This is a genomic window from Streptomyces plumbidurans (genome assembly GCF_019857225.1).
GTDB lineage: Bacteria > Actinomycetota > Actinomycetes > Streptomycetales > Streptomycetaceae > Streptomyces > Streptomyces plumbidurans.
In genome coordinates this window covers 42292-56632 of the sequence record NZ_JAFJSY010000011.1, presented here as the reverse complement: position 1 = coordinate 56632, position 14341 = coordinate 42292, and the positions used below count along the sequence as shown (strand labels likewise).

The following is a 14341-nucleotide window of genomic DNA, read 5'->3' as shown; positions in this document are numbered from 1 at the left end:
GGGGTGGCCGCCGGTCAGTGACCGGCCGGTACCGCCACCCCCATCACCTCGCGCGCATGGCGGCTCGGCACCATGCCGAGGCGCCAGCCCTGCCAGCCGTCGTCCAGGTTCACCCCGCGTTCCAACAGCAGCTGGTAGGCCTCCACGAAGTCGTCGAGCTTCTCGTCCCGCAGGGCGTGCGCGCTACGGGAGAGCTGGCTCAGCTCCTCCTGGGCGACTGCCGTGCCGATCTCCACGCCGCCGGGAGCCGCGTACGGCAGCAGCGTGCAGCGCAGGAAGCGGGCCCAGTCCTCGCCGCGCCGGTCACCGTACGAGGTGAACAGGCCCACCGCCTCGTCGCACAGCGCCAGCCCCTGCTGGGTGCGGGCGTTGCCCGCGTCCACCACCGCCAGCTCCAGACACGTCCAGGCCTCGCCGTGGGCCACACCGATGCGCTGGAAGTCGGCCCGCGCGTCGACCAGCAGCTGACGGGCGAAGCCGGAGTTCCTCAGCGAGCCCGTCTGAGCCGCGCGCTGGTCGCGGGTGACCCGGGCCGAGTGATGGCGGGCGCAGGCCAGGCCGTAGACGTCGCGCATCCGGGAGAACATCGTGCGCGAGCGCTCCAGCTCGCGGACCGCCTGGTCGAGGTCGCCCGTCTCCTCCAGGGCCTGCCCCAGGTAGTAGCCGGTCCACGCCTCGCCGCGCGCGTCCTCGTTGTCGCGGTGTCTGGACGCCGCCCGGCGCAGCCCGTCGACCGCCTGCGCGGCGTCGCCGGCCACGAGCCGGGCGCGGGCCAGCTGGGTCAGGGCCCAGGCCTCGCCGCGGGCGTCCCGGGTGCGGCCGTAGCGGTCGAGGGCCGCACCGAGCTCCGCCTCCGCGCGCGGCACGTCGCCCATCCGCAGCGCCAGCTGGCCGAGCTGGAAGTGCGCCCAGGCCTCGCCGTGCACGGACTCGCCCTCGCGATGCAGCACCAGCGACTCGGCGAGCAGATGCAGCGCCTCCGGGACATGACCGCGGTCCCGTTCGACCGCGGCCAGGGCGTGCATGGTCCAGGCGCGGTCCGTCGCAAGCTCCGGGGCCGCCTGCAGGTCCAGCGCCTCCCGCAGCTTGCTCGCCGCCTCGGTGAGGTTGCCCTGATGGTGCAGGGTGATGCCGAGGGAGCACAGGGCGCGGGCGGCACCGGCGTCGTGGTGGGCGTCCATGTACAGGTCGACCACCGAGGCCAGTGTCGTACGGGCCTTGTCCAGCTCGCCGAGCTGCCGGGCCGCGATGCCGGTGCGCCACTGCACCGAGCGGACCAGCAGGCCCTGGTCGACGGCCTGGGCCAGTTCGCTGATCTCGCCCAGGCGGTACAGGTCGCCACGCAGCAGGCAGTAGTCGCACAGCGCGCCCAGCAGATTCAGCACGGCCGCCTGGTTGACGCCCTCCGCCTGGCGCAGCGTCGAGGTGATGAAGCTCGACTCGTCGTCCAGCCAGCGCAGCGCCTCGTCCAGGGAGGTGAAGCCGTGCGGGCTGAAGCGGTCCGAGCGGGTGGACATGTTGCCGTCGACCAGGCGCAGCACCGAGTCGGCCAGGTCGGCGTAGTTCACGATCAGCCGCTCCTGTGCCGCCGAGCGCTCGGCCGGTTCCTCCTCGTCGAGGAGGCGGGCCTGGGCGAAGGCGCGCACCAGGTCGTGCAGGCGGTAGCGGCTGCCCCGTACGTGGTCGATCAGACCCGCGCGGGAGAGGGCGTCCAGGTGCCGGGTGGCCTCCGCCTCGTCCGTCGCCAGCAGTGCGGCCGCCGCGGCGGCGCCGAGGGAGGCGCGGCCCGCGAGCGCCAGCCGGCGCAGCAGCCGCCGCGCGGTCTCCGACTGGTCGGTGTAGCGCAGCCACAGCACGCGCTCGATCGGCTCCACGGGGCCGTACGCCCCGAGATCCGTGGCCAGTTGACGCGGCGAGCGCGGGCCCAGGGACGAGCCGGCAATGCTCAGCGCGAGCGGCAGCCCGCCGCACAACTCCCGTACCCGGTCGGCCGATTCGGCGTCGTAGGGTCCGGAGCTGTCCTCGGCCGCCGCACCCAGCAGCTCCTCCGCGCCCGCCGAGTCCAGTGGCCCGACCGGCAGTTCGTGGACGTGGGCCTGGAGGTCGGCGGGCAGCGGGAGGGGCTCGCGGGCGGTGACCAGGACGAGACTGTCGGAGCGCTCGGGCACGAGCGTACGGATCTGTTCGGGGTCCGAGGCGTCGTCCAGGACGACCGTCACCGGAAGGCCCGTCAGATGCTGGTGGTACAGCTCGCCCAGCCGTTTGACCTGCTGGTCGGGGGAGGAGCGCTCACGGAACAGCAACTGCTCGCGGGGCGCGCCGAGCCGGTTGAGCAGATGCAGCAGGGCGTCGCGGGTGGACAGCGGCGGCTCCTCCGGGCTGCCGCCGCGCAGGTCCACGACGCAGGCGCCGCGGAAGTAGTCCTTCAGCTCGTGGGTGGCGCGCATGGCCAGGGTCGAGCGCCCGCTGCCGGGCGGCCCGTGCAGGACGACGACCGTCGGGCGGGTCTCCGTGCTCGCGCGGGCCGCCTGCACCCACTGTCTGATCCGCGCCATCTCCTGCCGCCGCCCGGCGAACACGCTTGCCGGTTCGGGGAGTTGGCCGAACGACTGGGCCAGTACGTTGCGCCCGCGGGCCGCCGCGCTCTTGTCCGTGCCGCGCAGCTGCGGTCCCGTCTTCTTCGGGCCGGTGGATGCGGCGAGCACCCGCTGCTGGTCGAGGAAGGGGCGGATGCCACGCACCTCCAGGGCTGTCAGCCACTGCAGCCGCAGCTGTTCCGGGCCGCCCGGCTGGCTCGCGGCGCCCGCCCGGTGGTGCGCAGCGGGCACGTGCGAGCCGGCCACCTTGACCACGGTCGCCGCCGCGCCCACGACGCCCACCGTCACGCCCGCGCCCAGTGCCGTGCCCGAGTCGGTGCCCAGCGCCAGGTCGGCCACCGCGGCCGTGACCGCGGCAACGGCTGCCACCAGCAGGGGAGTTCCGGAGCCCTCCTTCGCATACCGCTGGGCGAAGGTGAGCCGGCCGGCCTCCGCCTCGTCGAGGGCCTGGGTGTAGGCCTCGTACTCCTCGGCGGCCGTCTGCGCCATCGCGTCCAGCGCGCCGCGCGAGCGGGACAGCAGCACCGTCCCGTCGGTGCGTCCGCCGGAGCGGCGTACCTCTTCCTCCACGGCCCGTGCCAACAGCCGTTCGGCGTCCGCCCGATGGCTGTCCCGCATGTCACGTCCCCCTCCGGCGGCAACTCGTACGGCTACGAGTGTCCTTCGAGTCGCGCCCGAGCGCGAGAGGGCGACGATCAACGGCGCCTGCAGCGTGCTCCGTTCACGATGCGGTTCGAGCTGCCGCGGCCGTATGTGCGTCCGCGGCGGGCTTGAGCACCTCCCTGCACCAGATGCGGAAGTCCGTCGCCGTCGGTTCGGCGCTCGCCCAGTCCGCGTCGTAGATGCCGTGGTCCTGCGCGGCGAACGCGTCGGTCACGTCCTTGACCGCCTGTTCGGCGGCTCCTTGGGAGCGCAGCAGCGACGCGTAGTCGTCGAGGGCCATACGGCGGTAGGCGACCGGATGCCCGAGTTCCTGGCTCATCACCTCGGCCATCCCGTCCGGGGTCAGCCGGTCGGGGCCGAACACGGGAAGGTTCTCCTGCCCGGTCCAGGACAGGTCGGTGAGCAGGCCGGCGGCGACGGCGGCTATGTCCCGGGTCGCGATCGTCGCGAGCGGCTGGTCGCCCGCGCAGGTCAGGTAGAAGGCGTTCTGGCCCTGTACGGCGTCGAGTTGGCGCAGGACGTTCTCCATGTAGAAGGGCATGGACAGCGCCCGGTACGCCGCACCGGACGTGGCGAGTTCGGCGTCCATCGCGAAGGCCGCCGACAGGACGCCGGCCGGGGTCGGCCAGCCGTGCCCGGCGCTGGACACCCCGACGACATGACCGACCCCGTGCCGGGCGACGGCGGCGGCGGCCTCGCGGGCGAAGTGGACGTAGTGGGCCTCGGCGCTCGGCGCCCGGGGGTTCGGCGGGACCAGCCAGAACAGGGCGTCGGCGCCGGGGAGGGCCTTGTCCAGCACGGCCGGATCGTCGTGGGTCCCGCTGACGACCTCGACCTGCTCACGGACCCGGTCGTCCAGCCGCGAGGCGTCCCGGACGATCACCCGGACTTCCTCGCCCCCGTCGAGCAGCCGGCGGACCAGCCGACTCCCGATCTGCCCTGTCGGTGTCGTGACGACGATCATTGCGGCCTCCATAAGGTGAACCCGAACCATAAGATGAACCTGAACTCCGGTTCCTAATGTAAGGCGGCCGCCACACGGCGGTCAACTAAAGTGGAGCGACCATGAGCGCTCACGAACGCCCCCTGCGCGCCGACGCCCGGCGCAACCGCGAGTTGGTCCTCGACGCCGCCGGCGAACTGTTCGCCCAGCGAGGCGACGCCGTGCAGATGGACGAGATCGCCGAGCGCGCCGGCCTCGGCGTCGGCACCCTCTACCGGCACTTCGCCGACAAGCAGGCGCTGCTCGCGGCGATCATCGGCCGCCGGTTCGAGGCGATGACCGCGCTCGCCCGCGCCGCCGACGAGACCGAGGACCCCTGGACGGCGTTCGAGACCCTGCTCCACGGCTATCTGGAGGCCGCACAGGCCGACGCCGCGTTCCGCTTCGCGCTCCTCGGCCCCGAAGAGCCCCGCTGGAGCGACATCGCCGCCGAGAAGACGGACTTCGCGGAGATAACCGAACGCGTCGTGCGCCGCGCCGCCGACGCCGGACGCCTGCGCGCGGACTTCTGCGCCCAGGACTTCACGCTCATCACCCGCGGCGCGATGGCGAACATGACCGGCACCGGTGACTGGCGCAGATACGTCGCGCTCCTCCTCGACGGCATCCGCGAGCGCCCCGGCACCTGAAGGCGCCTGGCGGCGCCGGTGCCGCCACCCCCTACCCCGGTATCACCGCCAGTTGGCTCCCCGGTGTGACGCCCCGCCGCCCGCCGCCTCCCTACGCTTGGTGTTCATGACCTCAGTGGAGGAGAGACGCCCGCGCGCGCTGTTCGCGGGGGCGTCACGCCGGTGGGTACGGCTGCTGCCGTGGGGCGTGGCGTTCGTACTGTGCGTCGCCCTGCTGCCCACCACCATCATCGTCCTCACCGCCGACTACGGCCTGAACGGCGGCGTCGCGAGCGCGCTGGCCGTCGCGCAGGCCGCTCCACTGCTGCTCGCCGTCGTACGCCCGCTGCAGGCCTGGTACGTGGTCTTCGCCGCCGACCTGGCCGGGGCGCTCGCCCTGCTCACCGTCGACTTCCCGGACCGGCTGCTGTGGCCGTTCCCGCCCATGGAGATCGTCGGCTACGTCGGCCTCTGCCTGGCCCTCGGCCTGCGCGAACGGCGCCGTACGCTGCTGCTGGTGTGGCTCGCCACGGCGGCCGCGAACGTGACCCTGGGGTTCTTCGCGCCCCACGGCTCCGGCGCCAGGGAACTGCTGCTCACCATCCTCGGGGGCGCCACCCTCCTCCTGGCCGGCGCGCTGCGCGAGCGGTCCGAGGTGCAGCGCAGGCTGGCCGAGCAGGAGACGATCAGCGAGGCCGAGCGCGGCCGGCGGACGCTGCTGGAGGAGCGCGCCCGCATCGCCCGCGAACTGCACGACGTGGTGGCGCACCACATGTCCGTCATCACCGTGCAGGCGGACACCGCGGAGTACCGGCTCGACCGGCTGCCGCAGGACGTACGCGAGGAGTTCACCACCATCGCGGCCACCGCGCGCGAGTCGCTCGGCGAGATGCGGCGCCTCCTCGGCGTCCTGCGCAACGAGGACGCGCACGGCGAACTCGTGCCCCAGCCGGGCCTGGCGCAGATCGGGCAGCTGGTGGAGGCGACGTCGAGGACCGGCGGGCCGGTCGAGTTCACCCCCTGCGAGGCCGAGGTGCCCGAGGCGGTGGGCCTGTCCGCGTACCGGATCGTCCAGGAAGCCCTCGCCAACGTCGTGCGGCACGCACCGGGAGCCGCGACGCACGTGTCGCTGTCGGTGTCGCGGTCCGACGAGGACCGGGGCGGGGAACGGGACGAGGACCGGGGCGGGGAGCGGCTCACCGTCCTCGTCGTCAACGAACCGCCGCCCCAACCGCCCGCCGCGCCGCTGGAGGCGTCCGGCACCGGGCACGGCCTGGTCGGCATGCGCGAACGGGTGCGGCTCGTCGGCGGCACCCTCGACGCGGGCCCGCTGCCGGCCGGCGGCTTCCGGGTCGCCGCCCAACTGCCCCTGACAGAAAAGGACTTCACGTGACGACACGCGTCATCATCGTCGACGACCAGGCCATGGTGCGGGCCGGTTTCGCCGCGCTGCTGGCCGCCCAGAGCGACATCGACGTGGTGGGCGAGGCCCCGGACGGCGCGCAGGGCGTCGAGTTGAGCAGGCGTACGCACCCCGACGTCGTACTGATGGACGTACGCATGCCCGAGATGGACGGCCTGGAGGCCGCGCGCAGGCTGCTCGCGCCGCCGCCGGGGGTGACCCACCGGCCGCGGGTGCTGATGCTGACCACGTTCGACGTCGACGACTACGTCTACGAGGCGCTGCGCGCGGGCGCGAGCGGGTTCCTGCTGAAGGACGCGCCGCCGGCCGACCTCATCGCGGCGGTACGCGTCGTGGCCGCGGGCGACGCGCTGCTCGCCCCCTCCGTGACACGCCGCCTGATCGCGGACTTCGCCACGCAGCGCCCCGCGTCCCGGGGCAAGCCCGCGCAACGGCTCAAGGGCCTGACGGAACGCGAGACCGAGGTCCTCACCCTGGTCGCCCGCGGCCGGTCGAACGGGGAGATCGCCCAGACCCTCGTACTGGCCGAGCAGACGGTGAAGACGCACGTGAGCCGCGTCCTGACCAAGCTCGACCTGCGCGACCGCGCCCAGGCGGTGGTCTTCGCGTACGAGTCGGGGCTGGTGGCTCCGGGGGAGTAGGAGTCCGTTCTCGTCGCGGACTCCTCCACCCCCTACCGCAGTACCACCCCCGACTTGGCTCCCGGGTATGACGCCCCGCGCGCGGCCGTCCCCGCACTCTTCGACCCGTCACAGCAGTGCGCGATCGAGGGAGACGGGACATGAGGCTACGCAGGGGCAAGCGGGGGCAGGCGGACGGTCGGTCGGGGGTGGACGCCCGGTCCGAGGCGCCGGCCGCCACGCCCGGTCTCGCCGTCGAACTGCGCGGCGTGCGGCGGCAGTACGGCCGTGGGGCGAACGCCGTGCACGCTCTCGCGGGGATCGACCTGGGCCTGCCGCACGGCACGTTCACCGCGGTCATGGGCCCCTCCGGATCGGGCAAGTCGACGTTCCTGCAGTGCGCCGCCGGGCTGGACCGGCCGTCGTCGGGCTCCGTGCGGCTCGGCGGTACGGAGATCACCGGCATGAGCGAGAACGAGCTCACCGAACTGCGCCGCAGCCGCCTGGGCTTCGTCTTCCAGGCGTTCAACCTGCTGCCGTCGCTGACCGTGGAGCAGAACGTGCTGCTGCCCATGCGCCTGGCCGGGCAGCGTCAGGAGCGGCGCCGGGCGCACGCGGTGCTCGCGCAGGTCGGGCTCGCCGACAAGGCGCGGCGCCGGCCCGGCGAGCTCTCCGGCGGCCAGCAGCAGCGCGTGGCCGTCGCCCGCGCCCTGGTCACCGCCCCCGACGTGATCTTCGCGGACGAACCCACCGGCGCCCTGGACACCGCGACCGCCGCCGAGGTCCTCGGCCTGCTGCGCAACGCGGTCGACGCGCTCGGCGCCACGGTCGTCATGGTCACCCACGACCCGCACGCCGCCGCCTGGGCCGACCGCGTGCTCTTCCTCGCCGACGGCACCTTCGCCGACCGTCTCGAACGCGGTACGGCGGAGCAGATCGCGGCCCGCATGGCCGTACTGACCTCCCGCGCGGGTGCGACCACGGGGGTGGCCGCGTGAAGCGCCCCAACGGACTGGCCCGCGAGGCCGTCCGCTTCAAGCCCGCGTCCTTCGCGGGGACCTTCCTCGCGCTGCTGATGTCCGCGCTGATCGTCTCGGCCTGCGGCATCCTCCTGGAGACCGGCCTGCGCGCCTCCGTGCCGCCGGAACGCTACGCGAACGCACCGGTCGTCGCGGCGGCGGACCAGTACGAGTACGTCGTCACCGGCAGCGGCGAGGACCAGGAGAAGGAGGCGACCCCGCTGCCGGACACGGCACGGTTGGACTCCGCCCTGGCCGCGAAGGCAGCCAAGGCGCCGGGTGCGGCCACCGCCGTCGCGGACTTCACCTTCCCGGTGCGTACGACGCACGACGGCGCACGGGCGCTCAAGGTCCCTGGCGGTGCGCTCACCGCCCACGGATGGGGCTCGCACCTCTTCACCGGCACCGCGCTGACCGCCGGTTCCGCACCTCGCGCGGGCGAGGTCGTCCTCAACACCGGCACGGCTCGTGCCGCGCACGCCGCCGTCGGCGACACCGTCGTACTGGAGACCGCCGCTGGGCGGCAGGACTTCCGCGTCGCGGGAATTGCCACGGCCGGATCCGCGGAGACCGCCCGGAACACCGCCGCCGCGGGCGCCCCGACCTGGTTCGCCGACGCCCAGGCCGGCACGCTCGCCGGGCACCCGGGCAAGGCCGACGCCGTCGTCGTCCTGGCGAAGCACGGCACGGACACCGGCGCCCTCGCCGGCGCCGTGAAAATGGCCCTGGCGGGCTCCGGCGCCGAGGTCCACACCGGCGACGACCGCGGTGCCGTGGAGGACCCGGGCCTCGGGTACGCCAAGGTGACGCTCTTCAGCATCGGCGGCTCCTTCGGCGGCATCGCCGCCATCGTCGCGGTCTTCACCGCCGCCGGAACCGTCGCGCTCTCGGTCGGTCAGCGGGCCCGCGAGTTCGCCCTGCTGCGCGCCGTCGGCGCCACCCCGCGGCAGGTCCGCCGCGCGGTCGCCTCCGAGGCCCTGCTCGTCGCGCCGCTCGCCGGGATCCTCGGTTGCCTGCCCGGCATCGGGCTCGCGCACTGGTGGTTCGGCCGGCTGCAGGACCGCGGCGCCGTCCCGCGCGCCGTCGACCTGCACGTGTCGGTGCTGCCGATGCTCGCCGCCGTCGTCCTGGGGCTGCTCACCGCGCTCGGCGCCGGCTGGATCGCCGGGCGCAGGCCCGCGAGGATCAAGCCGGGGCAGGCGCTGTCGGAGGCGTCGGTGGAACGGCTGCGGCCCGGCCTGGTCCGTACCGTGCTCGGCGTCGCCGCCCTCGTCGGAGGCGCGCTCCTGACCGGCGTGTCCGCGAGCGCCACCGGGGACGACGCGGCCGGCGCCGCCCTCGGCGTGGTCATGTGCTTCATGCTCGCCGTCGGGCTGCTCGGCCCGCTGGTGGCGCGGCTGTGCGCGGGCCTGTTCGGCCTCCCGCTGCGCGGCGCGGGCCCGGCCGCCCAACTCGCAGCCGCCAACTCCCTTGCCAACGCCCGCCGTCTGGCCTCCGCGATCACACCGATCGTCCTCGCCGTGGCCTTCTCCTCGACCCTCGTGTTCATGCACACGAGCGAGTCCCACGCCGCCGACGAGCAACTGCGCGCGGGCATCACCGCGGACCATGTGGTGACGGACCCGGCCGGGCTCCCGGTGGACGCCGCGGCCCGCGCCGCGAGCGCACCCGGCGTCGAGGCGGCCGTAGGGCTGCTGAACACGCAGGTGCTGGTGCCGACCGGCTCGGGTGAGTTCAAGTCGCTGCTGGGCGCGTCGACCCAGGGCGTCACCGGCTCCGGCGCCGAACTCGCCCAGGTCCAGGACCTGGACGTACGCGAGGGCAGCCTCGACTGGCTCGGCACGGGCCGTATCGCCATCGACAGGACCCTGGCGGACTCCGCGGACGCCGGGGTCGGCGACCGGCTCCCGCTCTACCTCCCCGACGGCACCAAGGCCGCCCCCGAGATCGTCGCCGTCTACGGCCGCGGCCTGGGCCTCGCCACGGTGACCATGGACCGGGCCTCCCTGGACGGACACGTCACCTCGGCCTTCGACAGCACGCTGCTGGTACGGGGCGGCTCGCAGCAGACTCTCACCGCCCTGGGCGAGGTCAGTGACGTCTCCGGCTACGCCACCGAGCGGAGCCTGGACGCCAGGCTGGGCGCCTGGATGAACAACACCATGGCCGCGGTCCTCGGCGGCTTCGCGGCCGTCGCCGCCGTCAACACCCTGGTGATGACGGTCCTGGACCGCCGCCGCGAACTGGGCATGTTGCGCCTCGTCGGCTCCACCCGGCGCCAGGTCATGACGATGCTCCGCTGGGAGAGCCTGCTGGTGGCCTCGGTCGGCCTGGTCCTCGGCTCCGCGATCGCCGCGGCCACGCTGATCCCGATGATGAGCGGCGTGACCGGCGAGGCACCGTACGTACCCCCGCTGCTCTACGGCTCCTTCGCCCTCGCCGCGGGCGGGCTGGTTCTCCTCGCGGTCACTGTGCCGGCGCGGGCGGCGCTGCGGCGGTGGGCGTAGCTCCGGCGGTGGTCGTGGCTCCGGCGTACGGGGCGGGAGCCGGGCCCGCCCTCCTTCCGCCTGACCGTTCGCGGCGCCCCCGGTGGTCCACCCCCGACGCACCCGCCCCCTCAACTCGCCCCGCAACCACGGAAGGACGCCCATGACCACCCCCACAACCACACCCCTGGCTCCCCCGGCCCGCATGGGAAAGCTCGCCGTCGCGGCCCTCGGCATGTTGGCCGTCTCCACCGGCGCCCTGGAGTCGGTCGTCTCGCCCACACTCCCGCTTCTGCAGCGCGAGCTGGACATGAGCCCGGCCGAAGGGGCGCTCCTCAACATCGTGCTCGCCGTCACCGGCGCGCTCGTCACCCCCGTCGCGGGCAAGTTCGGCGACCGCTACGGCGGGAAACGCGTCCTGATCCGGCTGATGGCGGTGGTCTCGGCGGGGGGACTGGTCTCCGCCCTCGCGCCCAGCCTGCCGGTCCTGCTGATCGGTCAGATCCTGCAGGGGGCGATGGTGGGCGCACTGCCCCTGTCGTTCATCGTGGTGCGCAAACACCTGCCGGCGGGGGAGTCGAAGGCTGCCATCGGGCTGGTCAGCGGGATGTTCGTGGGCGGTTCCATGGTGGGGCTGCTGTCGGCCGGGCCGGTGGCGGAGTCGTTGTCGCGGCACTGGATGTTCGCGGTGCCGACGTTCGCGGTCATCGGATGCACCCTGCTGGTGAACAGGCTGATGCCGTCCGACGCGCCGGGCCGCTCCGACGGCGCCGGGATCGACTGGCCCGGCCTGCTCCTGCTGAGCGGCATCCTCGTCACGCTCATGCTCGTACTCGGGCTGGCGCCCGAGGCCGCCTCACAACCCCTCGTGTTCGGTGCCCTCCTCGTCGTACTGGCCGCCTTCGTGACCGGGTGGGTCGCCGTGGAACGCCGCGCGACGGCCCCGATGATCGACCTGCGCATGCTCGCGCGGCCGGTGATCTGGAAGTCGTGCGTGGTGACGTTCGTGATCTGCCTCGGCACCGCGATGGGGGTCTATCTCGTCCCGCAGCTGCTCGACGTGTCCGGCGACGGATACGGATTCGGGGCCGGACCCACCACGATCGGCTTCATCCTGCTGCCCGGCGCCGTGGCCGCGACCCTGGCCGGGCCGGTCGGCGGCATCGGGGAGCGGCGCTTCGGCCCGCGCGCCGTGGTCACCACCGCGACCGTCATCATGGCCGCCGCCCTGCTCGCGCTGTCGGCCGTGCACGGCGAGATCTGGCACATCGTCGTCGGCAAGGGACTGATCTCGCTCGCCAACGGCCTGTGCGTGACGGCCATGGTGACGAGCATCGCCTCCTCCGTCGACGAGAGCGACACCGGCATCGCCACCAGCCTGATCCTCGTCACACGCGTCCTGGGCTACGCCGTCGGCGGGATGCTCGGCGGCGCGCTCCTCACCGCCCGAACCCCCTCCGGGTCCGACGTCCCGGCCGAATCCGCCTTCACCACCGGCTTCCTCGTCGCAGGCGTCGTAGCGGCGCTGTGCCTGTTCGTCGTACGCACCATGAACAAAGGAGACGTCAAGTCATGAACCCCTCCGACCAGTTGACGGACATCCGCAGCAAGCCGGGGCGCACGGTCCTGATATCCGGGGCCGGCATCGCGGGTCCGGCCCTCGCGTACTGGCTCAGCCGCTACGGCTACACCGTCACCGTCGTCGAGAAGGCGGCCGCGCCGCGCAGCGGCGGCTACCCCATCGACATCCGCGGCACCGCACTGGACGTCGTCGGCAGGATGGGCCTCCTGCCCCGGCTGCGGGACGCCCACGTCGACCTGCGCAGGCTGACCTTCCTCGAAGGGGACGGCAGCGCAGTGACCTCCCTGCACCCGCACTCCGTCACCGGCGGTGTGCCGGGACGGGACCTGGAGGTACGGCGCGGCGATCTCACCGACGCCCTGTACGCGGCCGTCCGCGACGACGTGGAGTTTCTCTTCGACGACTCCATCGACACCCTCGACCAGTCAGGTCGGTCAGGAGACTCCGGCCGGTCGGGCCACTCCGGCCACGGAGTCGACGTGTCCTTCCGCGGAGCCGGCAGCCGTACCTTCGACCTGGTGATCGGCGCGGACGGCATGCACTCGCACACCCGGGAGCTGCTGTTCGGCCCCGAGGAGCAGTTCCACCGCTATCTCGGCTACTGCTTCGCCGTGTTCACCATGCGCAACACCCTCGGGCTCTCCCACGAGACCGTGATGTGGAACAGCCCGGGCCGGGCCGCCGCCCTCTACGCCGTGGCGGACGACGACGAGGTGCACGCCTTTCTGAACTTCGCCCGGCCCGAACCCCCGTCCCACGCGTTCCGGGACCCGCAGTCCCAACACGCCCTGCTCGAGGAGGAGTTCGCCGACGCGGGCTGGCAGGTCCCGGGCATGCTGGCCGCCGCGCGTGACGCGCAGGACCTGTTCTTCGACGCCGTCGGCCAGATCCGTATGCCCCGCTGGTCGAGCGGCCGGGTCGCGCTGGTCGGCGACGCCGCCTACGCGCCGTCGTTCCTCACCGGGCAGGGCACCAGCCTCGCCCTCGTCGGCGCGTACATGCTCGCCCGCTCCCTCGCGGACCGGGACCACGTCACGGGCTTCGCCGCCTACGAACACGACACCCGTGACTTCGTGACCACGAACCAGCAGCTGGTGGGAGCGGGCGGCGCGACACTCTTCCCCACCACCGCCCAGGCCCTGCGGCAGCGCAATGACAGGCTGCGCGGTCTCGGCGCGATGCCGTCCGCGGAGGGCAGACCGGCCCACTCGGCACTCACGCTTCCCGAGCCCCCGGTGCAGCCGGCCTGACGTCCGCGGCCCACCGGGCGAGGCCCTCGGCGGATCAGGGCGTGAGCACGATCCGGCCGAAGACCTCACCGCTGTCCATCTTCCGGTGCGCCAGGGCGACTTGATTCAGCGGGAGCACCTCGTGCACCATCGCGGTGAGGTCGCCGCGGGCCACGGCCTCGAACTGCTCACTGCGTACGGCCTGCAGGTCCGCCGTGCTGATCGTGGCCGCGCTGAAGGTGGCGAACGACAACGACCTCTGGAACTGCGCCATCAGCGTCGTACCGAAGTCCGCGGGCGGCTGTCCGCCCACCACTCCGACGGCCACCATGCGCCCGTTGGGGTTGAGCCGGTCGAAGAACGACGGCATGTCGTCGCCGGCGACGACGTCGACGATCACGTCGTAACCGGCCGGGGCGTCGGGGCCGCCCTGGCCGGAGCGGTCCAGTACATGCGTCGCGCCCAGTTCGCGCAGGCGCTTGCCGCGCTCGGCCGACGACGTGGTGACCGCGACCGCGCGGGCGCCCTGGCGGGCCGCCAACTGCACCGCCATGACGCCGATGCTGCCCGCCGCCCCGCGCACCAGCACCGCCTCTCCCGGCGCGAAGTGGGCCTGCGCCAGGGCGAAGTGGGCCACGGCACCGGAGCTGCCGACGGTGACCGCTTCGGCCGGCGAGAGGCCGGCGGGCAGCGGCAGGACCTGCTCCAGCGGTACGGCCGCCTGCTCCACGTAACCTCCGCCGGTACCGGTGAAGGCCCACACCGGGCGGCCGACCCAGGACCCGTCGACCCCCTGGCCGACGGCCGTGACCCTGCCCGCCACCTCGCTGCCCGCGACGAACCCCTCCGTGAAGCCGTACGCGGCCAGCGTCCCCCTGCGGATCAGGACATCGACGCCGGCCACTCCCACCGCCTCGACAGCGATCAGTACCTCGCCCTCGGCGGGGACGGGCGCCGGCAGGTTGACCAGGGTCAGCCCCTCGGGCGCTCCGAACGTCTGGATCTGTACGGCCTTCACGGGAACATGCCTCCACGGGCTTCAGGTCCCGCAGCGCACCCCGCGCCGATCGCACGTCGCACACACGGGACGCGATCTGCCCCGACGCTAACG

Annotated in this window: 10 protein-coding genes; 7 read left to right on the top strand and 3 right to left on the bottom strand. The window is 73.5% G+C overall.

What is annotated here, in order from left to right; genetic code table 11:
- Positions 1-14: 14 nt before the first annotated feature.
- On the bottom strand, positions 15-3215 hold the full coding sequence (locus JYK17_RS10160; protein ID WP_108013076.1) for a tetratricopeptide repeat protein: 3201 nt from the start codon (positions 3213-3215) through the stop codon (positions 15-17).
- 103 nt (positions 3216-3318) lie between these two features.
- Positions 3319-4224, bottom strand: coding sequence for an NAD(P)H-binding protein (locus JYK17_RS10155; protein WP_222810214.1), 906 nt, complete (start codon positions 4222-4224; stop codon positions 3319-3321).
- Positions 4225-4325: 101 nt separating this feature from the next.
- Between JYK17_RS10155 and JYK17_RS10150 the strand changes: the two genes are divergently transcribed.
- The 7 genes from JYK17_RS10150 to JYK17_RS10120 all read left to right on the top strand — a co-directional run bounded on the left by JYK17_RS10150 (position 4326) and on the right by JYK17_RS10120 (position 13251).
- Positions 4326-4892, top strand: coding sequence for a TetR/AcrR family transcriptional regulator (locus tag JYK17_RS10150; RefSeq protein ID WP_108013074.1), 567 nt, complete (start codon positions 4326-4328; stop codon positions 4890-4892).
- A 106-nt stretch (positions 4893-4998) separates the two neighbouring features.
- A complete protein-coding gene (locus tag JYK17_RS10145) occupies positions 4999-6264 on the top strand; it encodes a sensor histidine kinase (protein ID WP_222810213.1) in 1266 nt (421 codons plus the stop codon).
- Positions 6261-6935, top strand: coding sequence for a response regulator (locus JYK17_RS10140; RefSeq protein WP_128802796.1), 675 nt, complete (start codon positions 6261-6263; stop codon positions 6933-6935). Before JYK17_RS10145 ends, JYK17_RS10140 begins: the two co-directional genes overlap by 4 nt.
- 140 nt (positions 6936-7075) lie before the next feature.
- Positions 7076-7912, top strand: coding sequence for an ABC transporter ATP-binding protein (locus tag JYK17_RS10135; protein WP_164932230.1), 837 nt, complete (start codon positions 7076-7078; stop codon positions 7910-7912).
- Positions 7909-10440, top strand: coding sequence for an ABC transporter permease (locus tag JYK17_RS10130; protein ID WP_222810212.1), 2532 nt, complete (start codon positions 7909-7911; stop codon positions 10438-10440). The genes JYK17_RS10135 and JYK17_RS10130 overlap by 4 nt, the downstream gene beginning before the upstream one ends.
- A gap of 142 nt (positions 10441-10582) precedes the next feature.
- Positions 10583-11995 (top strand): MFS transporter, encoded by a 1413-nt coding sequence (locus JYK17_RS10125; RefSeq protein ID WP_108013070.1) that lies wholly within the window; start codon positions 10583-10585, stop codon positions 11993-11995.
- A complete protein-coding gene (locus tag JYK17_RS10120; RefSeq protein ID WP_222810211.1) occupies positions 11992-13251 on the top strand; it encodes an FAD-dependent monooxygenase in 1260 nt (419 codons plus the stop codon). The genes JYK17_RS10125 and JYK17_RS10120 overlap by 4 nt, the downstream gene beginning before the upstream one ends.
- Positions 13252-13285: 34 nt before the next feature.
- Here the strand turns inward: JYK17_RS10120 and JYK17_RS10115 are convergent, their stop codons facing one another.
- Complete coding sequence (locus JYK17_RS10115; RefSeq protein WP_222810210.1) at positions 13286-14248, bottom strand: zinc-dependent alcohol dehydrogenase family protein; 963 nt, start codon at positions 14246-14248, stop codon at positions 13286-13288.
- Positions 14249-14341: the final 93 nt, after the last annotated feature.